At 69.2% G+C, this 22,653-nt stretch carries 21 protein-coding genes; 9 read left to right on the top strand and 12 right to left on the bottom strand.

The window, feature by feature from the left end:
* Nucleotides 1-221: 221 nt before the first annotated feature.
* Nucleotides 222-1,142, bottom strand: coding sequence for a histone deacetylase (locus tag BR39_RS0108015; protein WP_029909530.1), 921 nt, complete (start codon nt 1,140-1,142; stop codon nt 222-224).
* 79 nt (nt 1,143-1,221) lie between these two features.
* Here BR39_RS0108015 and BR39_RS0108010 point away from each other — a divergent pair, with 79 nt between their 5' ends.
* Nucleotides 1,222-2,076, top strand: a complete 855-nt coding sequence (locus BR39_RS0108010; protein ID WP_029909528.1) for an acyl-CoA thioesterase II — start codon at nt 1,222-1,224, stop codon at nt 2,074-2,076.
* A gap of 4 nt (nt 2,077-2,080) precedes the next feature.
* Here BR39_RS0108010 and BR39_RS0108005 read toward each other — a convergent pair whose 3' ends face one another.
* From BR39_RS0108005 to ffh, 4 genes are all read right to left on the bottom strand, one after another.
* Nucleotides 2,081-3,136 carry a S41 family peptidase gene (locus BR39_RS0108005; protein ID WP_029909525.1) on the bottom strand — a complete coding sequence of 352 codons (1,056 nt, stop codon included), beginning with the start codon at nt 3,134-3,136 and terminating at the stop codon, nt 2,081-2,083.
* A gap of 108 nt (nt 3,137-3,244) precedes the next feature.
* A complete protein-coding gene (gene rimM, locus BR39_RS0108000; protein ID WP_029909522.1) occupies nt 3,245-3,799 on the bottom strand; it encodes a ribosome maturation factor RimM in 555 nt (184 codons plus the stop codon).
* A 66-nt stretch (nt 3,800-3,865) separates the two neighbouring features.
* Entirely contained in the window at nt 3,866-4,396 is a 531-nt protein-coding gene (gene rpsP, locus BR39_RS0107995) for a 30S ribosomal protein S16 (protein ID WP_029909519.1), read from the bottom strand.
* Nucleotides 4,397-4,420: 24 nt separating this feature from the next.
* On the bottom strand, nt 4,421-5,944 hold the full coding sequence (gene ffh / locus BR39_RS0107990; RefSeq protein ID WP_029909517.1) for a signal recognition particle protein: 1,524 nt from the start codon (nt 5,942-5,944) through the stop codon (nt 4,421-4,423).
* 332 nt (nt 5,945-6,276) lie between these two features.
* On the opposite strand from ffh, the gene BR39_RS0107985 reads away from it, so the two are divergent.
* On the top strand, nt 6,277-6,699 hold the full coding sequence (locus BR39_RS0107985) for a CVNH domain-containing protein (protein ID WP_029909514.1): 423 nt from the start codon (nt 6,277-6,279) through the stop codon (nt 6,697-6,699).
* Between the two features lie 50 nt (nt 6,700-6,749).
* Here the strand turns inward: BR39_RS0107985 and BR39_RS0107980 are convergent, their stop codons facing one another.
* From BR39_RS0107980 to BR39_RS0107970, 3 genes are read right to left on the bottom strand one after another with little or no spacing between them, the layout of a single operon-like run.
* Entirely contained in the window at nt 6,750-7,142 is a 393-nt protein-coding gene (locus BR39_RS0107980; protein ID WP_029909511.1) for a VOC family protein, read from the bottom strand.
* Between the two features lie 12 nt (nt 7,143-7,154).
* Nucleotides 7,155-8,147 carry a TraB/GumN family protein gene (locus BR39_RS0107975; RefSeq protein ID WP_029909508.1) on the bottom strand — a complete coding sequence of 331 codons (993 nt, stop codon included), beginning with the start codon at nt 8,145-8,147 and terminating at the stop codon, nt 7,155-7,157.
* A gap of 43 nt (nt 8,148-8,190) precedes the next feature.
* On the bottom strand, nt 8,191-9,123 hold the full coding sequence (locus tag BR39_RS0107970) for a hydrogen peroxide-inducible genes activator (RefSeq protein WP_081916583.1): 933 nt from the start codon (nt 9,121-9,123) through the stop codon (nt 8,191-8,193).
* Nucleotides 9,124-9,301: 178 nt separating this feature from the next.
* Here BR39_RS0107970 and ahpC point away from each other — a divergent pair, with 178 nt between their 5' ends.
* From ahpC to BR39_RS0107955, 3 genes are all read left to right on the top strand, one after another.
* The gene (gene ahpC, locus BR39_RS0107965) at nt 9,302-9,865 is read left to right on the top strand and encodes an alkyl hydroperoxide reductase subunit C (protein WP_029909503.1); all 564 of its coding nucleotides are present in this window, start codon (nt 9,302-9,304) and stop codon (nt 9,863-9,865) included.
* Nucleotides 9,866-10,021: 156 nt separating this feature from the next.
* Nucleotides 10,022-11,611: an alkyl hydroperoxide reductase subunit F gene (gene ahpF, locus BR39_RS0107960; protein ID WP_029909500.1), complete on the top strand. Its 1,590-nt coding sequence runs from the start codon at nt 10,022-10,024 to the stop codon at nt 11,609-11,611.
* A 250-nt stretch (nt 11,612-11,861) separates the two neighbouring features.
* Nucleotides 11,862-13,244: a hypothetical protein gene (locus BR39_RS0107955; protein WP_029909497.1), complete on the top strand. Its 1,383-nt coding sequence runs from the start codon at nt 11,862-11,864 to the stop codon at nt 13,242-13,244.
* Nucleotides 13,245-13,344: 100 nt separating this feature from the next.
* Here the strand turns inward: BR39_RS0107955 and BR39_RS0107950 are convergent, their stop codons facing one another.
* On the bottom strand, nt 13,345-14,223 hold the full coding sequence (locus BR39_RS0107950; protein ID WP_197026655.1) for a hypothetical protein: 879 nt from the start codon (nt 14,221-14,223) through the stop codon (nt 13,345-13,347).
* Nucleotides 14,224-14,488: 265 nt separating this feature from the next.
* On the opposite strand from BR39_RS0107950, the gene BR39_RS0107945 reads away from it, so the two are divergent.
* On the top strand, nt 14,489-16,159 hold the full coding sequence (locus tag BR39_RS0107945; RefSeq protein ID WP_029909494.1) for a hypothetical protein: 1,671 nt from the start codon (nt 14,489-14,491) through the stop codon (nt 16,157-16,159).
* A 65-nt stretch (nt 16,160-16,224) separates the two neighbouring features.
* Here the strand turns inward: BR39_RS0107945 and BR39_RS0107940 are convergent, their stop codons facing one another.
* Both BR39_RS0107940 and BR39_RS0107935 read right to left on the bottom strand, forming a co-directional pair.
* Nucleotides 16,225-16,752 (bottom strand): SRPBCC family protein, encoded by a 528-nt coding sequence (locus BR39_RS0107940; RefSeq protein WP_029909492.1) that lies wholly within the window; start codon nt 16,750-16,752, stop codon nt 16,225-16,227.
* 210 nt (nt 16,753-16,962) lie between these two features.
* A complete protein-coding gene (locus BR39_RS0107935; protein ID WP_029909490.1) occupies nt 16,963-17,814 on the bottom strand; it encodes a glutamate racemase in 852 nt (283 codons plus the stop codon).
* Between the two features lie 227 nt (nt 17,815-18,041).
* On the opposite strand from BR39_RS0107935, the gene BR39_RS0107930 reads away from it, so the two are divergent.
* The 3 genes from BR39_RS0107930 to BR39_RS0107920 all read left to right on the top strand — a co-directional run bounded on the left by BR39_RS0107930 (nt 18,042) and on the right by BR39_RS0107920 (nt 21,236).
* Nucleotides 18,042-20,177: a M3 family metallopeptidase gene (locus BR39_RS0107930; protein ID WP_029909488.1), complete on the top strand. Its 2,136-nt coding sequence runs from the start codon at nt 18,042-18,044 to the stop codon at nt 20,175-20,177.
* Nucleotides 20,178-20,315: 138 nt separating this feature from the next.
* Nucleotides 20,316-20,894: a PadR family transcriptional regulator gene (locus tag BR39_RS0107925; protein WP_029909486.1), complete on the top strand. Its 579-nt coding sequence runs from the start codon at nt 20,316-20,318 to the stop codon at nt 20,892-20,894.
* A 3-nt stretch (nt 20,895-20,897) separates the two neighbouring features.
* The gene (locus BR39_RS0107920; protein WP_029909483.1) at nt 20,898-21,236 is read left to right on the top strand and encodes a DUF2218 domain-containing protein; all 339 of its coding nucleotides are present in this window, start codon (nt 20,898-20,900) and stop codon (nt 21,234-21,236) included.
* 297 nt (nt 21,237-21,533) lie between these two features.
* On the opposite strand, the gene BR39_RS0107910 is transcribed toward BR39_RS0107920, so the two are convergent.
* Nucleotides 21,534-22,616, bottom strand: a complete 1,083-nt coding sequence (locus tag BR39_RS0107910; protein WP_029909480.1) for a GNAT family N-acetyltransferase — start codon at nt 22,614-22,616, stop codon at nt 21,534-21,536.
* Between the last annotated feature and the right edge of the window lie 37 nt (nt 22,617-22,653).

Here is a 22,653-nt window from a genome sequence, read left to right as displayed (position 1 = left end):
AGGTAACGGGTGTTCACCATCCCGCGGGCCTATACCCCTGATCACCGGACGCGGTCGTCGCGCCGGACTTTCAGGGAACCAAGACAATGACCTTCTCGAACAACGCCTTCTCGGGTTTCGCCAGCATCGTCCTGGCCATGCTGCCCCTCGTCGTGATCGCCGGTTCGCTCGTCTCGAGCTTCTAAGTGATCGCCGCGTAGCCTCCACCGGAGAGCGACCCCTCAGGCTTCGAGAGCCTTTCGGGCCGCCCGGTGGAGAAGGGCGTGACGATGCGCCAATCGATCGATGTCGGCGTCGTATCCGCCGCCGATCACCCCCGCCACGGGGATCCCCCTTTCCAGACATGAGCCCAGGACGAACGCCTCGCGCCGCGCCAGGCCCTCGTCGCTCAGGCTGAGACGCCCCAGCTTGTCGTCCGCGTGCGGATCGACTCCGGCGTTGAAGAACACCAGGTCCGGCGCCGTCCGGGCCAATAGGTCCGGCAGGACCTCCCCCAGCGTCTCCAGATAGGCCGCGTCGCCCGTGCCGTCGGGCAGGGCGACGTCCAGGTCGCTGACCGCCTTGCGGGCCGGGAAGTTCTTCTCGGCGTGCATCGAGAAGGTGAAGACGCTGGAATCGCCCTCGAAGATCCGCGCCGTGCCGTCGCCCTGGTGGACGTCGAGATCGACCACCAGCACCCGGCCGACCGCGCCCTCGGCCAGCAGTCGCCGCGCCGCCACCGCCACGTCGTTGAACACGCAGAAGCCCGCGCCCGTGTCGGCCTGGGCGTGATGGCTGCCGCCGGCGGTGTTGCAGGCGATCCCGTGCGCCAGCGCCAGGCGCGCCGCCGCCAGGGTGCCGCCCACCGCGGCCTGGGCCCGTTTCGCCACCGACCCGGTGTTGGGCAGACCCACCCGCCGCGCCACCTCGGCCGGCAGGGTCAGATCGATCACGCCGCGCACATAGGCCTCGTCGTGGACCAGCAGCAGGCTCTCCAGGTCGATCGGCTCGGGAAGCACGAAGCCCGCCGGGCCCGCCACGCCCTCGGCCTCCAGCACCGCGGCCAGGCGCGAGAACTTGTCCATCGGGAAGCGGTGGCCGGCCGGCATCTCGGCGCGGAAGGCGGGGTGGTGGACGATGGGCGGGGGAAAAGGCGTGGCCATGACGCAACGATGGTGAGCGCATCGCCCCGGCGCAAGCTCACGACTTGCCCTGTCCCGCCTGCGCGCCTAACGAACCCCCATGCGCACGCCCGAGAACCTCGCCGAAATCCTGACCCTCGAACCGATCGAGGTGAACCTGTTCCGGGGCGTCAGCCCCAATGACGGCTTTCCCCGCATCTTCGGCGGGCTGGTCATCGCCCAGGCCCTGATGGCGGCCTACCGCACCGTGCCCGACCGCATCTGCCATTCGCTGCACGCCTATTTCATCCGCCCCGGCGACGTGAACGCCCCGGTCCTCTACGAGGTCGAGCGGGCCCGCGACGGCGGCACCTTCACCACCCGCCGGGTGGCCGCGATCCAGCACGGCGAGCAGATCTTCAACCTGGCCGCCTCGTTCCAGACCCCCGAGGAGGGGCTGGAGCACCAGGCCGACATGCCCGACGCGCCCGATCCCGAGAGCCTGCCGACCGAGGCGGAATATCTGCGCTCGCTGGGCGACGAGCTGCATCCGCGGTTCGTCAAGCTGGCCGAGTTCCCCCGCCCGGTGGACCTGCGCTGGGTCGATCCTCAGCACCCCACCAAGCCCGTGCCCAAGTCGTCGACCAAGCAGGTCTGGATGCGGGCCAAGGCGCCGATCGGCGACGACGTCCGAGCCCAGCAATGCGCCCTGGCCTACGCCTCGGACATGGCCTTCATGGAAAGCGCCTTGCGCCCGCACGGCCTGATCTGGACCACGCCGGGCCTGCAGGCCGCCAGCCTGGACCACGCCATGTGGTTCCACCACACCTTCGACTTCAACGACTGGATCCTGTTTTCGCAGGACAGCCCCTCAGCCTCGCACGGCCGCGGCCTGGTGCGCGGCCAGATGTTCACCCGCGACGGCAAGCTGGTGGCCTCGGTGGCCCAGGAATGCCTGATGCGGGTGCGCAAGTAGCCGCCTAGAGCGCCTGGTCGGCGATCAGGGCCTTGGCCGGGTCGGCGACGGCGTCGGCCCGTTCCTTTTCGGACTTCGGGGTCGAGACCAGGGGCTTGGCCGCCGCCAGGGCGCGGCGGTAGGCTTCGGTCAGGGCCCCGTCCAGCGGCGTCTCGACGTCCGGCTTGACGCCCACGCCCTCCCAGCCGCCGCCGGTCAGCGGATGGACCACCTGGCCGTTGGGGATGAAGGCCACCAGGCCGAAGCCCAGGTTCGGCTTGGGGCGGTTGGCCGGGTTGCCGCCGCCGCGCGTGCGGGTTCCGACCAGCACGGCCCGCTTGTTGGCCTGCATCGTGTAGGCGAAGGCCTCGGCCGCCGAGAAGGTCTGGCCGCCCACCAGCAGATAGACCGGCTTGTCGGCGTAGAGCGGGTCGCCGGGGCCCTGGCGGACATGACGGGACAGGGTCGTGGTCTTGCCGTCGGGATCGCGCCAGCGGATCGCCTCCATGACCAGCGGCGCGCGCGACAGCTGGCCCAGCAGCCGCTCGTCCGTCGCCCCGCCGCCGCCGGTGTTCTCGCGCAGGTCGATGATCAGGGCGTCGGTGTCCTTCAGCAGGCCCAGGGCCGCGTCGATCATCGCCGCGCCCTCCTCGCCCTGCTCGAAATAGCGCAGCTTCAGATAGCCGATATTGGCCGGCAGCCGGCGCGCGGCCATCAGGCCGTAGGCCAGGCGCTTGTCGACCAGGACCTCGTCGGCGTCGCTGAGCCGGACGGCCTGGGCGTTGGCGGTGGTCACCGTCACCTTCATGTGCTGGTCGCCCGAGACCTTCAGGGTCACCGCGCTCAGCGCGTCGGCCAGGGCGGCGCGGTCGTGGATGCGGACGAACTGCCCGCGCTGGGCCTTCAGCGCCGCCTGCACGGTCTGGGCCTTGGCGGGATCGAAATAGCCGTTCAGCTCGGCGACCAGGGTGTCGACCACTTGGCCGGCCTGTTTCGAGGTCAGCTCCTCGGCGGCCAGGGCCGGTTGGGCCGAGGTGAAAAGCAGGGCGGTCGCGGCCGCCAGCCAGAGTCCTTTACGCAAGACAGATTCCCCCTCCGTTCGGTTCGAAACGAGATGGCGGGGACCGGCGGACAAGGCCAGTTAAGCCTCTGTCATGACCTATTTTTCATGCGGACAAGGGCCTGGGCCCTAGCGATCGTCGTCCTCGACCGGGCCTTCGGGCTCGCCCACCAGGGCCGGCGGATCGGCCAGCACGAGGCCTTCGGCGATCTTCACCTCGGGCACGGCCGCGCGGGTGAAGGGCAGGTACCAGGTCTGGCCGCCCAGGGCCGGGGTGATTTCCAGCAGGTCGTCGGCGCCGAAGTTCTGGACGCTCTTGATCTTGCCGATCAGGTCGTTGGTGGCCACGTGGCGCACGGTCAGGCCGATCAGGTCGGCCAGGTAGAATTCGTCTTCCTCCGGTTCCGGCAGGGCGGAGCGGGGGACGTAGAGGCGCAGGCCGCGCAGGGCGTCGGCGGCCTCCTTGGTGTCGATCCCGGCGCAGCGGGCGACGACGCCGTCCTTGGCCACCCGGGCGCTGGCCAGGGTCAGGGCGGGCGAGCCGTCCTGGCGCGACAGCACCTTGAACTTGGTCAGGGTCAGCGGGTCTTCGGTATAGGTCGTGATCCGCACCTCGCCGCGCACGCCGAAGCCGCCGGCGACGCGGCCGACCAGGATCAGGGTCTGCGGGGACGATGCGGTCATGGTGCGGAAGCGCGCAAAAGAAAACGCCGCCGCCAGGGAGTTCCGGCGGCGGCGCTTCCGAAAGCCTTAGCCTTCGGTGGTTTCTTCCGAAGCCGGGGCTTCTTCAGCGGCGGCTTCAGCGGCCACTTCGGCGGCCGGGGCTTCTTCGGCGACGACTTCCGGCTCGGGAGCCGGAGCAGCGGCGGCTTCGGCGGCCGCGGCGGCGGCGGCTTCAGCGGCGGCCTTGGCGTCTTCCTTGGCCTGGGCTTCGGCGGCGGCGCGCTCTTCGTCGCGCTGGGCGCGCTCGGCGATGCGCTCCTGGGCCTTCTTGCCCGGGGCGCCCTTCTGCGGGTTGTTGCCGTGGGTCCAGGTGGTCAGGCCCTGGGCGGCCAGGAAGCGGGCGACGCGGTCGGTCGGCTGGGCGCCCTTCTTGAGCCACTCCTGGATGGACTCGACCTTCAGGGTCACGCGCGCGGCGTCGTCCTTCTTGAGCAGCGGGTTGTAGGTGCCGACCTTCTCGATGAAGCGGCCGTCGCGGGGCGAGTGGCTGTCGGCGACGACGATCGAGTAGTAGGGGCGCTTCTTGGCGCCGCCACGGGCGAGACGGATCTTCAGCATTTTCGTAGTCCTTGGTCTAAAGTTCTATTTCTTGAACGGGTTGAAGCCGGGCAGGCCCAGGCCGGAGAGGGGGTTGGGCTTGTCGCCGCCGCCCCCGAGACCCGGCATGCCGGGCAGCCCCGGAAGGCCTTGGCCTCCCGCTGCATTGGGATCGGGCGTCGGCATCTTGCCGCCGCCCATGGATTTCAGTCGGGCCATGTCGCCGCCGCCCATCATGGCGGCCATGCGGGCCATGCCCTTGCCGCCGTCCTTGGACATGGCCTTGAACATGTCGGCCATCTGGCGGTGCTGCTTGAGCAGGCGGTTGACCTCGGCGACGTCGACGCCGGCGCCGGCCGCGATGCGGCGCTTGCGCGAGGCGGCCAGGATGTCGGGCTTCTTGCGCTCCAGCTTGGTCATCGAGCCGATGATCGCCTGCTGGCGACGGAAGATGCTGTCGTCGATGCCGCTCTCGGCGATCTGCTTCTTGACCTTCTGGACGCCCGGCAGCAGGCCCATGATGCCCTGCATGCCGCCCATCTTCTGCATCTGGTTCAGCTGGGCCGACAGGTCGTTCAGGTCGAACTGGCCCTTGGCCAGCTTCTTGGCCATGCGCTCGGCTTCGGCCACGTCGAGGTCTTGCGCGGCCTTCTCGACCAGCGCGACGACGTCGCCCTGGCCCAGGATGCGGCCGGCCACCCGGCGGGCGTCGAAGACGTCGAGCGCGTCGATCTTCTCGCCGGCGCCGAGGAACTTGATCGGCAGGCCGGTGACGTGGCGCATCGACAGGGCCGCGCCGCCGCGGCCGTCGCCGTCGGCGCGGGTCAGGATCAGGCCGGTCAGCGGCAGGCGCTCGTGGAAGGCCTTGGCCGTGCGCACGGCGTCCTGGCCGGTCAGGCTGTCGGCGACCAGGATGGTCTCGGACGGCGTGGCGATGCGGGCGATTTCCGCCGCCTCGCTCATCATCGCCTCGTCCAGGGTGGTGCGGCCGGCGGTGTCGAGGATCAAGACGTCGTAGCCGCCCAGCTTGGCGGCGGTCAGGGCGCGCTTGGCGATGTCGGCGGCGCTCTGGCCCGCGACGATCGGCAGGCTCTCGACCTCGACCTGCTTGGCCAGCATGGCCAGCTGTTCCATGGCGGCCGGGCGGCGGGTGTCGAGCGAGGCGACCAGCACCTTCTTGCGCTCGATCTTGTTCAGTCGCAGGGCCAGCTTGCCGGTGGTGGTGGTCTTGCCCGAGCCCTGCAGGCCGGCCATCAGGATCACCGACGGCGGGTTCAGGGCCAGGTTCAGGCCGGTCGGGACCTCGCCGCCCAGCATGTCGACCAGGCCGTCATAGACGATCTTGACCACCTGGTCGGCCGGCTTGACCGAACGGATGACCGCCTCGCCCGAGGCGCTCTCCTTGGCCTTGCTGATGAAGTCCTTGACCACCGGCAGGGCGACGTCGGCTTCCAGCAGGGCGACGCGGACCTCGCGCAGCGCCTCGTCGATGTCCTTCTCGGACAGCACGCCGCGACCGCCGAGGCGGTCGAAGACCCCTGAAAGTCGCTCTGTAAGGCCGTCGAACATGCGGAACCCACGTCAAGAACAGTGACCAAACGCGATCAGCCCCCATGGACGATCACGTCGATGGGGGTCCTCGCCGTCCTCGTCCGGATGGATCCTGCGCTAACAGGCCGGGGTCGTGACGGTGGAGGCGCTGCTGATAAAGCGCCGGAAGCGCGCGCTTATGCACGAAAGGGGGCGGGGAGTCAAAGCGCGACGCCGGGCGAGCTTTGAAGGCCAGGGTTGTTTAGGCCTTGATGCAGCTCTCAGAAGTTGTGATATCAAATCATACGCGTATTGCGCGTATTCTCCGCGATGGACAACCCGTCGCGGCGGGCAACAAAAGGGAGGACACCATGTCCAAGATCTTCAATCTCGCCGGCGCGACCGCCATGGCTCTGGCCGGGGTCGGTTCGGTGCTGGTTCTGGGCGCGGCTTCGCCGGCGGCCGCGGCCAGCGGCTTCCAGAACACCTGCTCCAACATCGCCTTCGGCTACAGCGCTGCCAGCCAGGCGACGGTCAGCGCCATGTGCCTGCGCGCCGACGGCTCGGCGACCGGCTCGTCGCTGGTGCTGACGGGCATCACCAACCAGAACGGCACGCTCAAGCAAGGGAGCGGCGACAGCACCTTCCAGAAGAGCTGCGGCAACATCCAGATTACCGCCAACGCCCAGGGCGCCACCCTGTCGGCCCTGTGCCGCAACAGCGGAGGCGGCAGCAACGCCACCAGCCTGCCGCTGAACAACATCGGCAACAACAACGGTCGCCTGACCTACTGATCTGGTCCACGCGGTTTCGGCCGGGGCGTTCACGCCCCGGTCGAGGCCGGCTAGCCGCGCAGCTCCAGGCCGTTGCCCTCGGGGTCGGTCAGGTAGAGCGAGGTCGCCTCGCCAGTTGAGCCGTAGCGTTCGCCGACGTCGCCGATCGCCACGCCGTGGGCCTCCAGATGGGCGCGGACGATCTCGACGTCGAAGTCGATCACGCGCAGGCACAGGTGGTCCATGTTGTGGCCGTCGGCGCCCGGCGCGGCGCCGCCCATCTTGCCCAGCCGTCCGGCGACGTCGACCAGGTCGATCAGCTGGGCCCCGGCCCGCAGCTGCACCAGGCCGATGGCGTCCTGGCGGCGCTCGACCGCGCAGCCCAGCACCTGCGTGTAGAAGCGTTCCATCAGGGCGGGATCGCGGGCGCGGATCACCACGTGGTCGATGCCGAGCAGGCGCATGGCGGCGGTCTCCTAGCCGGCCGGGGAGGTGATGGTCGCGCCCGAGGCCTTCAGGCGGTCCAGCACGCCGTTGGCGGGCAGCAGGAAGGCCAGGTCGACCACGGCGACGGTCACGCCGGGGCGGGTCAGGGCCTCGTTCAGGGCGTCGGCGGACTGGCCGATCTGCTGGGCCAGCAGGCCGGGACCGCCGGGCGCGCGCGCCACGCAGCGCTGGATCGCCGAGGTCGAATAGCGGGCCCGCACGCTGGCCAGGTCGCCGTTGGCCCAGTCGGTCCCGATCGTGGTGTTGTGCTGGGCGTCGTATTCCAGCTCGGTCAGGGCGTCGTTCAGGCAGGCCAGGTTGGCCTCGTCCGACAGCTTGCCGGCGCTGGCGAGGATCGGGCCCAGGCGGTACTGGCTCATCGCCTTGACCTTGACGCCCTTGGCCTTGGCCATGCGCTCGATGGTGCTGACCGGCTTGGCCTCAGACAGGCCCGCCGCCTGGCGGAAGTCCGACAGCAGGATGAAGCCCGCCACGGCCGGCTTCCAGTCCTTGTAGGGCACGGCGGTGCGCTGGGCCTGCTCGCGGGCGTTGACGAACCGGGTCTTGAGGTCGGGCGGCAGGCGGTTCTCCAGCTTCTTGCCGAACGGCTGGCGCACGCCGCCCCCGCCCGTCAGGAAGAACTTGGTGATCTGCAGCGGGCCGACCGAGGCCTCGGGCGGGACGAGCACGAGGCTGGCCTCGCCCAGCGCGCGGTCCAGGCGCGGGCTGTCCCATTTCAGCTGGTGCGGCAGGGGCGGGGCCGACCCGACCACATAGAGCTTGGCCTGGCCTTTCTCGACCAGCCACAGGGCCGGGCCGGGCGGGCGGGCGACGACCCACAGCTCCTCGACCACGGCGCTGCCGGGATCCTGCGGGACCAGCTGGACGGTCTGGGGCGCGGGCGCCTGGGCCGTCGCGGGGAGGACCGAGGCGGCCAGGGCGAGGGCCGCGCCGCCGATCAGCGCCGATATCCGTCGAACCATGACCGTCCTCGTCTCCAGAAAGCGTGGCTAGAGGATAGGTATCCTAGTGCCGTGGCGAAAGCGCGGCGGGCGGCAGGTCGCGCAGGGTCTGGGCCAGCAGGCGGCCCTCGGCGCCCCGGCTGGAGCCCGCCCGCCAGGCCACGACGATCTCGCGGCTGGAATGGTCTGAATTCAGGGGGCGGATGGTGACCGGCGCGTTCTGGGCCAGGCCCGCCGCCACCGCCATCGACGGCAGGAACGACACGCCCAGGCCCGAGCCGATCATCTGCACCAGGGTGGGCAGCGAGGTGGCGGCGAAGCTTTCCTCGTCGCCGATCCCCGCCCCGCGCGGCGGCTCCAGCCCGCAGGCGGCCAGGGCGTGGTCGCGCAGGCAGTGGCCGTCCTCCAGCAGGATCATGTCGTCGCCGCGCAGGCTGTCGGGATCGACGCGGTCGAAGGCCGCCATGCGGTGGTTGGCCGGGGCGGCGGCCAGCAGCTCGTCGTCCTCGACATGGGCCCATTCCAGGCCGGTCATGTCGTAGGGCAGGGCGATCAGGGCGGCGTCCAGCGATCCCGACTTGAGGGCGGCGATCAGCCGATGGGTCAGGTCCTCGCGCAGATAGAGCTTCAGCTTGGGGAACTGGTCGCGCAGGGCGGGCAGGGCGCGAGGCAGCAGATAGGGGGCGACGGTGGGGATCACGCCCAGGCGGAAGCGGCCCGCCAGGGGCTGGCCCGCGCCGCGCGCCGCCTGCACCAGGTCTTCCGCCTGGGCCAGGATCGCCTCGGCCCGGCGCACGGCCTCCTGGCCGGCGGCGGTCAGGATGACGCCCGAGCGGGCCCGGTCGACCACCGGGGCGCCCAGAATCTTCTCCAGCTCCTGGATTCCGGCCGAGAGGGTCGGCTGGGTGACGTGGCAGGCCTCGGCCGCCCGGCTGAACGAGCCGTGCTCGGACAGGAGCTTCAGATACTGCAGCTGGCGGAGGGTCGGGAGCATGATGCTTAGATAGGGCCGATCTATCGGAAATCAAAAGACAATTGGCGCTTTCTCTGCTGCACCTGCGAAGGCCGGCGAGCCGACGCATAGAGTGACCCTATCATCGAGAATGAAACAATCGATTGGCCCTATCGATTTCCCTTCCCTACAAGGCTCCTCGCAATTCCTGCAGGAGAACTTCATGTCCTTGATCAACACCCAGATCAAACCCTTCACCGCCCAGGCCTACAAGGGCGGCAAGTTCGTCGAGGTCAGCGACGCCGACCTGAAGGGCAAGTGGTCCGTCGTGTTCTTCTACCCGGCCGACTTCACCTTCGTCTGCCCGACGGAGCTGGAAGACCTGGCCGACAACTACGCCACGTTCCAGCGTCTGGGCGTCGAGATCTACGCGGTGTCGACCGACACCCACTTCTCGCACAAGGCCTGGCACGACAGCTCGCCGGCGATCGGCAAGATCCAGTACGTCATGGTCGGCGACCCCTCGGGCGTCATCACCAACAACTTCGAAGTCATGCGCCCGGGCGTCGGCCTGGCCGACCGCGGCACCTTCCTCATCGACCCGGAAGGCGTGATCCAGTTCACCGAAACGACCGCCGAAGGCATCGGCCGCAACGCCATCGAACTGCTGCGCAAGATCAAGGCCGCCCAGTACGTCGCGTCGCACCCGGGCGAAGTCTGCCCGGCCAAGTGGGAAGAGGGTGAAAAGACCCTTGCCCCGTCGCTCGACCTGGTCGGCAAGATCTAAACCTTCCTCGGCTTGTCGCGGCCTTCGGGCCGCGGCACGGCGCGCCGCCGGTTCCGTCAGCCCACGGAACCGGCGGCGACGCCCACCAAATTCCAAAATCCGGCGCCGCGTCTCCCTCCCCCTTGGATTTGCGCGCCCCGCAGTCGGAGCCCCGCCATGTTGGACGATGGTCTGAAGACCCAGCTGAAAGCCTATCTGCAGAACCTGCGCCAGCCGATCACGCTGGTCGCCTCGCTGGGCGAGGGCCAGGGTTCCAAGGACATGCGCGCGCTGCTCGAGTCCGTGGCCGAGACCTCCGACAAGGTCAGCCTGAACCTGGCCGGCGACGACGCCCGCAAGCCTTCGTTCGCCATCGCCCGCGCCGACGGAAGCGCCGATGTGCGCTTCGCCGGCCTGCCGCTGGGCCACGAGTTCACCTCGCTGGTGCTGGCCCTGCTGCACGTCGGCGGCCACCCGCCCAAGTTCGACGCCGAGGTGCTGGACCAGGTCCGCGCCCTGGAGGGCGAGTTCCGCTTCGAGACCTATTTCTCGCAGAGCTGCCAGAACTGCCCGGACGTGGTCCAGGCGCTGAACACCATGGCCGCCCTGAACCCCAACATCAGCCACGTCGCCATCGACGGCGCCCTGTTCCAGGCCGAGGTCGAGGAGCGCCAGGTCATGGCCGTGCCGACCATCCTGCTGAACGGCCAGCCGTTCGGCCAGGGCCGCATGAGCCTTGAGCAGATCCTGGCCAAGCTGGACACCGGCGCGGCCGATCGCGCCGCCGAGAAGATCAAGACCAAGGACGCCTTCGACGTCCTGGTCGTGGGCGGCGGCCCGGCCGGCGCCGCGGCGGCGATCTACGCGGCCCGCAAGGGCATCCGCACCGGCGTGGCGGCCGAGCGCTTCGGCGGCCAGGTGCTGGACACCATGGCCATCGAGAACTTCATCTCGGTGTCGCACACCGAAGGCCCCAAGCTGGCCTCGGCGCTGGAGCAGCACGTCAAGGACTACGACGTCGACATCATGAACCTGCAGAAGGCCGTGGGCCTGGTCCCGGCCAAGACCCCGGGCGGCCTGATCGAGGTGAAGCTCGAGAACGGCGCCAGCTTGGCGTCGCGCAGCGTGATCCTGGCCACCGGCGCCCGCTGGCGGAACATCAACGTGCCCGGCGAGGCCGAGTACAAGAACAAGGGCGTGGCCTACTGCCCGCACTGCGACGGCCCGCTGTTCAAGGGTAAGCGCGTGGCGGTGATCGGCGGCGGCAACAGCGGCGTCGAAGCGGCTATCGACCTGGCCGGCATCGTCGCCCACGTGACCCTGATCGAGTTCGACAGCCAGCTGCGGGCCGACGCCGTCCTGCAGCGCAAGCTGGCCAGCCTGCCCAACGTGCGCATCGTCACCTCGGCCCTGACCACCCAGGTGCTGGGCGACGGCGCCAAGGTCACCGGCCTGACCTACAAGGACCGCAACCACGACCAGGTCCATACCGTCGACCTGGAAGGCGTGTTCGTGCAGATCGGCCTGGTGCCCAACACCGAGTGGTTGAAGGACACCGGCGTGGCCCTGACCCCGCGCGGCGAGATCGAGGTCGACCATCGCGGCGAGACCTCGCTGCCCGGCGTGTTCGCCGCCGGCGACGCCACGACCACGCCCTACAAGCAGATCATCATCGCCATGGGCGAGGGCTCGAAGGCGGCCCTGTCGGCCTTCGACTACATGATCCGCCTGGAGCCGGCCGTTCCCGCCGAGCAGGAAGCCGCCTGACCCGCGAGGCGGAAGCCTCTCGAACCGCGCCAGAAAGCCGTCGCGACCGCCCTTTCCGGGCCGTCGCGGCGGCTTTCGTGCGTTCGGCGATGCGTCAATGCGCCTCTCGCCGAACGCGCGATCTTGACCTCGACAGCAATCTTGACCGCGGGCTATCCTGTTAACGAATGGGCAAATGATTCTGCGCGGCCAGGGGTCGAATCAACGCGACGGGCGTTGTTTCCGCAGATCGTTAGAAGGTGGGCACGACATGAGGCTGCTGTCTAAGGGCGATCGCAACACCAAGGGCGGCGTCAAGCCGGTCATGCTGGCCGCCGAGAACGATCGCCCCGAGGGCGACGGCGCCGGCCTGATCGAGGCGACCCAGGCGATCGGCGTCCGTTACGAGACCATCCACGGCGGGCTGGACAGCATCAGCCGCGTCGTCGAGCACCTGCGCGCCATCGAGCCGCTGCTCTCCGAGATCCGCGCCCCGGTCGCCGAGGAGTTCGAGGCCCGCCGCGCCGAGCACGCCGAGCTGATCGCCCTGCGCGCCGCCCACGAACAGGCCGCCCGCCTGCTGGCCGCCGCCCAGGCCGAGGAACGCGAGCTGTCCGCCAAGTTGGCGACCTCCGAAGCCGCCCTGACCGAATCCGACGCGCGCCGCCAGCAACTGGACGTCGCCCTCGAGGACGGCGCCCTGGAGATCGACCGCCTGCGCAACGGCCTGCAGCAGTCCGAGCTGAAGGTCGGCGGCCTGGAGGCCTCGCTGCGCGACGCCACCGCCCGCGCCGAGCACCTGACCCAGGACGTCGAGACCCTGCGCGTCCAGACCCAGGACATCGACGCCCGTCGCGGCGAGTCCGAGGCCTTCCTGGCTGCCGCCAAGCAGCAGATGGCCCTGCAGGTCGAAGAGCTGGGCACCCTGAAGAAGCGCCTGGAGCAGGCCGGCGCCGACGTGGCCCGCCTGTCGCGCATCGAGACCGAACTGGAAGCCCAGGTCGCCGCCGAGCGCGCCCGCGTCCTGGCCGCCGACAACGCCCTGACCACCGTCCAGGCCGACAGCGCCCGCACGATCCGCGGCCTGGAAGCCCAGGTCGAGTCCGGCCGCGCCGAGGTGCTGGCCCTGCAGACCCGCCTGGAGACCGCCACCGGCCGCGCCGACAAGCTGGAAGAGATGAACGGCCAGATCTCGGCCCGCCTCAACGACTCCAGCGCCCAGCAGCAGGCCGTCGAGCGCCGCGCCGGCGACCTGAACGTCGCCCTGGAGCGCGCCCTGGAACGGGTCCGCAACCTGGAGGACGAGGTCGAGGACCTGCGCGGCCGTCACGCCGGCGTCGACACCGCCCGCGCCGCCGCGATCGAGCGCGCCGACCAGCTGGCCAAGACCGTCGGGGCCCACGAGAAGGCGCTCAAGCGCGCCGAGGAACGCGCCGCCCAACTGCGCACCCGCTTCGAGGCCCTGCAGGCCTCGGAAGACGAGACCCGCCGCGCCCACGACGAGAAGATCGCCGAGATGCAGGCCGAGATCGAACGGATCCGCTCGGAGGCCGCCCTGGCCGAAGGCGCCCTGGAATCGGCTCGCCGCGACCGCTCGCGCCTGCAGATGGCCCTGCTGGGCGCCACCGGCGACGACGTCCAGGCCGCCGGCTGAGGCGCTTCGAGCGAAGGGAAAGCCGGCGCGTGAAAAAATCACGCTAGGCGAAGAGATCGAGAACGCCCCTGGTCCGGCCCGGACCAGGGGCGTTTTGATATCAGCGGCCCGGTATCGCCGTTTCCAGTTTCGGGACGGCGGCGGGCGGCGGGGTCTTCCCCGTCGACAACCGGTCGAACACCTCCGGCGGCTGGCTGGCCAGCGTGGCCTTCAGCCGTTCCATCGGCGCCTGGCTTTCCGTGATCCGGCCGCTGCGGGGGCGGTCGATGTCGAGGGTCAGCAGCAGCGAGATCGTCAGCAGGATGAACAGGAACGCGGTCGCCCCGCGCCCTTCCTTGTTCGCGCCTGCATAGCCCAGCACGCCGGCCGAGGTGATCACGTAGACGAACAGCACGAAGAACACCGCGCTGGGCACCCGGGCCAGCCGGGCGGCCTTTCGCGCGGCGTCCAGGTCGATCATGTTGTTCATGCTGTCCAGATACGCGCTTGAGAAGTCCAGGCCCTTGATCGACGGCCAGGCGGCCAGGGTCGCGGTCCACAGGTCGGTCAGCATCTGGTCGTTCCTGGCCAGCAGCGACGGGACCTGGTCGATCGGGGCCTTGGCCAGGGCGATCCGGTTGTCGGTGTAATCCACCAGCATCTTGCTGATCCGGGCGCGGTCGACCGGCTCCAGCATCTGGGTGCGCAGATAGGTGGTGCCGATGGCGTTGGACTCCTCGAGCACCAGCAGTCGCCGGGCCTCGAAGCGGTCGACGGCCAGCGAGAAGGTGAAGCCCATCAGCAGGGCCAGCAGGCCCAGTGTGGCCGAGACGATGTAGCCCTCCTTGCCGCCGTCGTCCCCATCCTTGGTCTTGGCCTTGGCCGTGCGCCCGCTCAGCCATTCCCCGAACAGCGACGCCACGAACATGGCCGCGAGCAGGACCAGGCCGATCTGCCAGGTCGGGGCGGCCTCCAGCCACTTGGCGAAAGCGTCGATCATTGGAAGGCCCTCGGCGACGAAGTTTCGCGCCGATCTTTCGACTCGCGGCTGGGCTCCGCCATGGGGCGAAACCCTGGCGCGGCTGGTTCTTCGCCCGGACTTTCGAGGCCCCTGAAAGACCGGGCATATCTACCATAGCGTTTATGTGTTGACGTTTCTCCTTTTGAGTGATCAGCCTGTGGCGAAGCTCGGGCCCATGACGCATGGCGCGGCCTTGCGCGGACCCGGCCGACAACGGGCGGAGCGACAACGGGCGGAGGGCGTGATGAAAATCTCGGGAACGGAACGGAAGATCGGCTGGCGGGCGCTGGCCGCGACCCTGGTGTGCCTGGCGGGCGGGGGCGCGCTGTTCGCCGCCAAGGCGATCGACGCGGCGCCGCCGGCCAAGCCGGCCTATCTGGCGGCCTTCCCCAATTTCGCGCCGAAACTGACGCCGCAGATGCCGGGTGACGTCGATATCGCCCTGAAGAAGCAGCTGGAGAAGGTCCAGAAGTTCTCCGAGGTGCAGCGCGAGTTCGACCTCTATTCCTGGCAGATGTTCTTGGCGCTGAACTGGCCCACCAACAGCCAGGGCGTGGCGGCGCCGAAGCTGACCGACACCAAGTTCGGCCAGCCGCACTGGACGCTGTGGCACAATTCCAGTTCGATCTTCCAGACCGACGGCGCGCGGCCCGCGGCCTGCGGTCAGACGCCCAAGGCGCGGACCCTGACGCTGGTGCGCAGCGACCTGGCCAAGCCGGTCAGCAAGGGCCTGCTTCCGTTCTCGGCCCAGGCCGTCAAGGCCGATCCGCGCGCGACCCGGTTCCTGGGCGTGCTGTCGGCCGTGGGCGAGCTGAACGCCGCCAACCTGGGCGACCTGAGCGACATCAACCAGGCCTTCTCGGGCCCGATGATCGATCAGAACGGCGAGTTCGTTTATTACGAGATCATGATCGACCCCAACGAGGTCGGCTATCTCTGCGACAACAGCCTCTACAACATCAACGGCCAGGTCGCCTTCTCCAAGGCCGGCAAGACCGTGGCCATGCCGCTGGGCACGCCGGGCAAGGACTGGAGCGGCTCGTTCGAACTGAAGTTCGCCTGGCGGATCCTGAAGGCGGGCAAGGACGACTTCAGCCGCTTCTACACCAGCCCCGCCGTGATCATCGACCAGGGACCGGACGGCAAGCAGCTGGAGCGCAAGGTGACCGTGGGCCTGGTCGGCATGCACATCGGCCACAAGAGCACCACCTCGCCGCAATGGATCTGGTCCACCTTCGAACAGGTCGACAACCTGGACGTCGACACGGTGGCCCATCCCAAGCTGCAGCCGTCGTTCTTCGACCCCAACTGCCCGATCTGCGCGGTCGACCAGCTGCCCCAGGCCGACAAGTCCGGCGTCTATCCGCGCATCCCGACCCAGGCCTGGCGCGGAATCCCGATCCCCGGCGACAAGGTGGCCCTCAACCGCCAGGCCCAGGCGGCGCTCAAGGCCCAGGGTTCGGTCTGGCAGTACTACCAGCTGATCGACACCCAGTGGCCCACCGACCCGACGGCGCCGCCCTCCCCGTGGAACGGCGGCCTGCCCAACGCGGTGACCAACAAGCCCGGCGGCAACCCGACCCCGGTCTTCCTGACCAACGTGACGATGGAGACCTACTTCCAGAAGGGCAACGAAGAGGCCTGCCACGGCGAGGAGCTGCCCAACGGCCAGGCCTGCCCCGCCTCGGGCGCGGCCCAGCCGCCCGTCTGGAACTCGGTGCTGAACAACCAGGGCAAGCCGATCACCCCCGGGATCAACACCCTGATCTACCAGACCGAAAGCTGCATGGGCTGCCACTCGTCGGCCGGGGTCTGGACCTCGTACGATCCCAAGACCGGCAAGGGGAACCAGTCGGGTCAGCTGACCGCCGACTTCTCGTGGCTGATGAGCCAGAAGGCCAGCTGGCAGAAATAGGCGCCCCAACGGGTGTCATCCCGGAAGCCCGCAGGGGCTGTCCGGGATAGCAGCGTTTCGAGGCCCTACGGCGCCTTGCCCGTCTCGACATAGGCCTTGAACCGGTCGAGCTGCTCGCCCAGCACCGCGTCGACGCCCGGCGCGATCTTGTCGAGCCCGCCCTTCATGTAGCCGCCGGCGTCGAAGGTCTGGGTCAGGGTGGTCTTGCCGTCCTTCTCGGCCAGGGCCCACCCCAGGTGGCCGGCCGCGCCGGACATCTGCAGCGGCCCCAGGGCGCCGAACAGGCGCAGGGCCTGGCCGGGCTGGGCGTAGACCACGGTCATGTGCATGACCGACCCGCCGTTCGGCAGCTTCTCGCAGAAGCAGCCGCCGGCCATCGGGGCCAGGGACAGGTTGGCGGCCGAGCCCGACCAGGTGTGGTCCTTGCTCCACCACTGCGACGGCTGGGCCAGGGCCGCGTAGACCTTGTCGGCCGGGGCGTTCAGCACGGCGACGCGCTTGACCTCGAAGCCGTTGGGCTGGGCGTCGACGACTTCGGCGCGGGCGGCGGTGGCGGCCAGGGCCAGCGCGGCGGCGATCAGCAGGTGTTTCATGAGGTGGCCCCTCCCGTTTGGAGGAAGGGTGGCGCGTGCGGCCTCGGCGTCAAGTCGCCACTTGCCCCCACCTGACCGCTTCGCGGTCTGTCCGCCCCCATAGGCGGCGGAGCCTGAGGCGCGAGGCTCTTCCCCCTTTGGGGGAAGACGGTCGCGGAGCGACCCGTAGGGGGCAAGCGTTCGCCGCCCGGACGCTCGGGTAAGCCGCCTCTAAGCCTTCTCGAACGCCAGCGGCCCGCCCCAGAAGCTCTCCACCAGCCCGTTCTGCGGGCCCGGCGTCCCGGTGGTCCGGAACTTGCGCGAACCGCCGGTCCCGGGGTCGAACTCCGGGTGGCGCTGCAGGTAGAGCTCCAGGGCGTCGGCGGTCGAGGCCGGCTGGTGGATCACCGGCGTGCCGGCCGGCAGGGCGGCGCGGAAGATGTCGGCGATGATCTCGTAGTGGGTGCAGCCCAGCACCGCGCGGTCGGGATAGCGGCCGATGCGGGTCTTCAGCGCCTGGACATAGCCGTCGACCGCCTTGGCCAGATCCACGACGCCGGCGTCGGCCTCGATCATCGGCACCAGGTCCGGGCAGGGCTGGGAGAAGACCGCGATGTCCTGTTTGCGCTTGTCGATCTCGATCTCGTAGACGCGCGAATTGGTCGTGCCTTGCGTCGAGAACACGCCCAGCACGTCCAGCTGCTCGACCTTGTCGCCGCGCCGCTCGGCCTCGTGCTCCCACGGCAGGCCGGTGGCGGCCTCGATGGTCGGCACGATGATGCCCAGCACGTTGATCGGCCGGCCCAGCGACTTGCGGTAGCCCGGCAGCCAGGTCTGCTGCAGGCGGCGCAGGGCGATGGCCGAGGCGGTGTTGCAGGCCAGGACCACCAGGCTGGCGCCCGTGTCGAACAGGCGCTCGCAGCCGGCCTTGGTCAGGGCGACGACCTCCTCGCCGGGCCGCCCGCCATAAGGGGCGTTGGCCTGGTCGGCCAGATAGGTGAAGTCCGCCTGGGGCAGACGGTTCACGAGGGCGCGGTGGACCGTGAGGCCGCCCACGCCGGAGTCGAAGACGCCGATGGACATGATCCTGGCTTACCCCGCCCTCGCCCGGCCGTCCACGCGGCCCGCTTGAGATTCTGGCGCCGAACCCGTGCAGTCCCGATCGCGCACGAACCGGCCCCGGCGGAACGGGCGGGCGCGAGTTCCTGTCGTCGAATTCATCTTCCATGGGACGAATTCCGCGCGAAAGCGCTTACCTTGGGACCGCGCGACGCTCTAGGGTCCAGCTTCCCATTTTCCGGAGACCCGCCGTGAAGCGTCGTTCCTTCCTCGCCGCCGCCAGCGCGACCGCCCTGATGCCCATGATCGTCAAAGCCGCCACCCCCGCCGCCGCGTCCGGCAACCCGCTGCTGGCGCCCTGGACCGGGCCGCACGGCGGCCTGCCGCCGCTGGACAAGGTCAAGCCCGAGCTGTTCGCCTCGGCCTTCGAAGCCGCCATGGCCGAGCAGCGCCAGGAGCTGTTCGCCCTGACCGCCAAGCGTTCGGCCCCGACTTTCGAGACCATCCTGGCGGCCTATCAGGACTCGGGCCGGACCCTGAACCGGGTCGGCGCGCTGTTCGGGGTGTTCACCTCGACCATGAACGACGCGGCCATGCAGAAGGTCGAGGCCGAAAGCACGCCCAAGCTGGCGGCGTTCAGCGACGAGATCATCCAGAACGAGCAGTTGTTCGCCCGCATCAAGGCCGTCTACGACGCCCGCGAGACCGCGAACCTGACGCCCGAGCAGAAACGCCTGACCTGGGTGGTCTACAACAGCTTCGCCCGCCAGGGCGCGGCGCTGGACGCCGCCAAGAAGGCCCGCCTGGGCCAGATCAACCAGGCCCTGGCCAGCCTCTACACCAAGTTCAGCCAGAACGAGCTGGCCGACGAGGAGGGCTACACCCTGGAGCTGGGCGAGGGCGACCTGGCCGGCCTGCCGGACTCGGTGAAGGCCGGGGCCGCGGCGGCCGCCGAGGAGAAGGGCCTGAAGGGCAAGTGGCTCATCACCAACACCCGCTCGTCGATGGAGCCCTTCCTGGTCTATTCCGACCGTCGCGACCTGCGCGAGAAGGGCTGGAAGATGTGGGTGTCGCGCGGCGACAACAACGACGCCCACGACAACAAGGCGGTGATCACCGACATCCTCAAGCTGCGCGCCGAGAAGGCCCAGCTGCTGGGCTTCCCGACCTACGCCCACTGGATCACCGACGACCAGATGGCCAAGACCCCGGACGCGGCCATGGACCTGATGATGCAGGTCTGGAAGCCCGCCGTGGCCCGCGTCCATGAAGAAGTGGCCGACATGCAGAAGGTGGCCGACGCGGAAGGCGCGACCTTCAAGATCGCGCCCTGGGACTACCGCCACTACGCCGAGAAGGTGCGCAAGGCGCGCTACGACCTCGACCAGAACGTGGTGAAGTCCTACCTGCAGCTGGAGAAGCTGCGCGAGGCCATCCACTGGGCGGCGGGCCAGCTCTACGGCTTCACCTTCACCCAGATCAAGGACGTGCCCGTCTGCCATCCGGACGTGCGCGTCTGGGAGGTGACCAAGGGCGGACAGCGCGTGGGCCTGTGGTACTTCGACCCCTACGCCCGGGCCGGTAAGCAGTCGGGCGCCTGGATGAGCGAGTACCGCACCCAGGAGAAGTTCCGCGGCGTGGTCACGCCGATCGTCTCCAACAACTGCAACTTCGTGAAGGGCAAGCCCGGCGAGCCGGTGCTGATCTCGTGGGACGACGCCTCGACCATGTTCCACGAGTTCGGCCACGCCCTGCACGGCCTGAACTCGGATGTGAACTATCCCGGCCTGGCCGGCACCAACGTGGCCCGCGACTTCGTCGAGTTCCCCAGCCAGCTGAACGAGCACTGGCTGCCGACCAAGCCCGTGCTGACCCAGTTCGCCGTCCACTACCAGACCGGCAAGCCGATCCCCGACGAGCTGGTGGCCAAGATCGAGAAGGCCAAGACCTTCAACCAGGGCTTCTCGACCGTCGAGTACCTGGCCTCGGCGATCTACGACATGAAGATCCACCTGGCGACCAAGGGCCAAGCGATCGACCCGGCGGCGTTCGAAAAATCGGCCATGGCCGAGATCGGCCTGCCGTCCGAGATCGTCATGCGCCACCGGCCCACGCAGTTCGGCCACATCTTCTCGGGCGACGGCTATTCGGCCGGCTATTACGACTACATCTGGGCCGACACCCTGACCGCCGACGCGGCCGAGGCGTTCGAGGAGGCGCCCGGCGGCTTCTACGACAAGGACGTGGCCAAGCGCCTGCACGACGACATCATGAGCGTGGGCAACACCATCGACGCGGGCGAGGCCTTCCGCCGCTTCCGCGGCCGGGACGTGAAGATCGGCGCCCTGATGCGCAACCGCGGCTTCCCGGTTCCGCCGGGAGCCTAGGCTTCACGAAGGGGCGCGCCATCGTGGCGCGCCCCTTTTTCTTAGACTGATATCAGATATATCGAAAAACGGTCTTGACGATCGTTCAATCCGATATATCTGTAAGTCCGATATAACGAAACAGGATCTAAAACACACATGTTTGGACGTCATCATCCCCACCACGGCCGCCACGGCGGTCCCCACGGCGCGCATTTCGGCCGCCATCCGTTCGGCTTCCACGGCGGCCATGAAGGCCATCATCGTCGCGGCGGCCGCATGGGCCGGTTCTTCGACCACGGCGACCTGCGCCTGGTCGTGCTGAAGCTGATCGCCGACAAGCCCAGCCACGGCTACGAGCTGATCAAGGCCGTCGAGACCGCCGCCGGCGGCGCCTATACCCCCAGCCCGGGCGTGATCTATCCGACCCTGACCCTGCTGGAAGAGCTGGGCTACGTCACCGCGGCCGACGCCGGCGGCGGCAAGAAGCTCTACACGATCACCGACGAAGGCCAGGCCTTCCTGGAAAGCAACAGCCAGCCGGTCCACGGCCTGTTCACCCGCATGGCCGAAGCCGCCGCCCAGAGCGCCGCCTTCTCGCCGCAGATCATGCGGGCCCGCGAGAACCTCAAGACCGCCCTGCGCCTGAAGCTGACCTCCGGCTCGCTGACCCCCGAACAGGTGGCCGCGATCGCCAAGGTCATGGACGACGCGGCCGCGGCCATCGAAGGGGTCTGACCGATGCAGAGCCACGCGCGCCTGAACACTGACAAGGCCACGCGCTACATGATCCAGCTGGCCAAGCATTGGGGTCACAGGTTCGAGGTGACGTACGACGACGTCTCGGCCCTGATCCCGCTGCCGCTGGGCACGTGCAGCATGCTGGCCGACCCCGAGGGCCTGGACGTCACGATCGAGGCGGTCGACCTGGAGGGGCTGGCCAAGCTCGAGGACGTGGTCGCCGAGCACCTGCTGCGCTTCGCCTTCCGCGAGCCGGTCAAACGCCTGGGCTGGACCCGGGCCTGGGAGGCGGGTCGCATCGATCCGCCGGCCCTTCGGATCAACGGGGTCGCGCCCTAGCGCGGCCCCGCGGACGGTCGGCGTCACAATTTCGAGATTGTCCTGGGACAGCCGATCAAACTTGCTTGCGCGTGCCCGGGAACGGGAGTTTCATCCGACTCAAGCTCCAGTAGAGAGCTTTGGAGGAAACCATGGGTCATGGGGTTCGCGGCGTTGCGTTTCGCGCGCGGCAGGACGGCCGTCAGAGCCGCCTTGCCTGGCTTCTGCTTATTTCGGCGGTCAATCTCATGCTCTGGACCGGTGTGATCGCCCTGATCGCACGCGCGTCCTGATCGAGGCTTCCAAGACGACCGACGGTCAGCTCAGTCCGCGCAGGACGTCGAGCCGCCGCATCGCCTTGCCCGGCAGGGCCGAGACCGGCCCCAGGGGCAGGGCCTCGGCGACCTCGCGCAGGCCGTAGACCGCCGTGCGCGCCAGGGTCGAGACCGACGGCGCGCCCAGGAATCCGAACATCACGCCCTGCTGGCGGTTCGACAGCTCACGCTTGAAGCGGTAGTCGCCGGCCCCCAGGTCCAGGCGCTTGTAGGGACCGTCGTCCAGGCTTTTCAGGATGTCCTGGAACAGCAGCAGGCCCGGCGAATAGCGCTCGAACTTCGGGTCGTGGGCGATCAGCCAGCCGTGGATCGTGGCGCCGCCGCGCAGGTGGAAATGCACCGCCGCCAGCTCGTCGCCCAGGTGCAGGGTGTAGAGCCCGCCGCCGAACGCCGGATCGCGGGTCTCCAGCAGCTCGTCCATCAGCCGCATGACCCAGGCGGACTTGAACAGGTCGGTCTGGCCGGTGGCCGCCAGCTGGGCGCGCTTCCAGGCGATCAGCTGGTCGTAGTCGGCGCGCGAGTCCGACAGGGCGGTGAAGCGGGTCGGGCCGACCTCGCGCTCGACCTTGCGGCGCTTCTTGTCGATGTCCTTCAGCGCGCCGACCCCGGCCGCCTTGCGTTCGGCCTCGTAGGCGGCGTAGCCGTCGGCGACCTCGACCACCCAGGAGACGTCCCGTCCGCGGGCGCAGCCCTGGAAGGCCGGGTCGTCGGCCAGCATGTGGCAGAAGTCGTAGCGCGAGACGCCGAGGGCCCGGAGCATGGCGCGCGGATCGGCGCGGAAGCCGTCGCGCGCCACCAGGGCCTGGTAGTCGCTCATCGGCGCGCCGACCGGCATGGCGGTGGAGCCGCGCTTGCGCACGGCCAGGAAGCCCGAGGGACGGCCGGCGGCGTCGGACTGGACCGCGACCCTGGCGCCGTTGGTCGGCCCGCGCGCCCGGGCCACGGCCTGGGCCCACTGGGGCGACAGGAACGGGCTGTCGAGGCGCGGCTCGCCGGCCTGGACGGCCGACCAGGCCGCGGCGACCTCCGCGGGCAGTTCCAGGGCGGGGAAGACGTCGATCTTCAAGGCAAACCTCGATCCGGCGGACGCCGGAAATTCGAGG

It is taken from the genome of Caulobacter sp. UNC358MFTsu5.1 (genome assembly GCF_000712075.1).
GTDB lineage: Bacteria > Pseudomonadota > Alphaproteobacteria > Caulobacterales > Caulobacteraceae > Caulobacter.
Note: the sequence above shows the minus strand (reverse complement) of the source record. Positions and strands in the feature narration are given on the sequence as shown.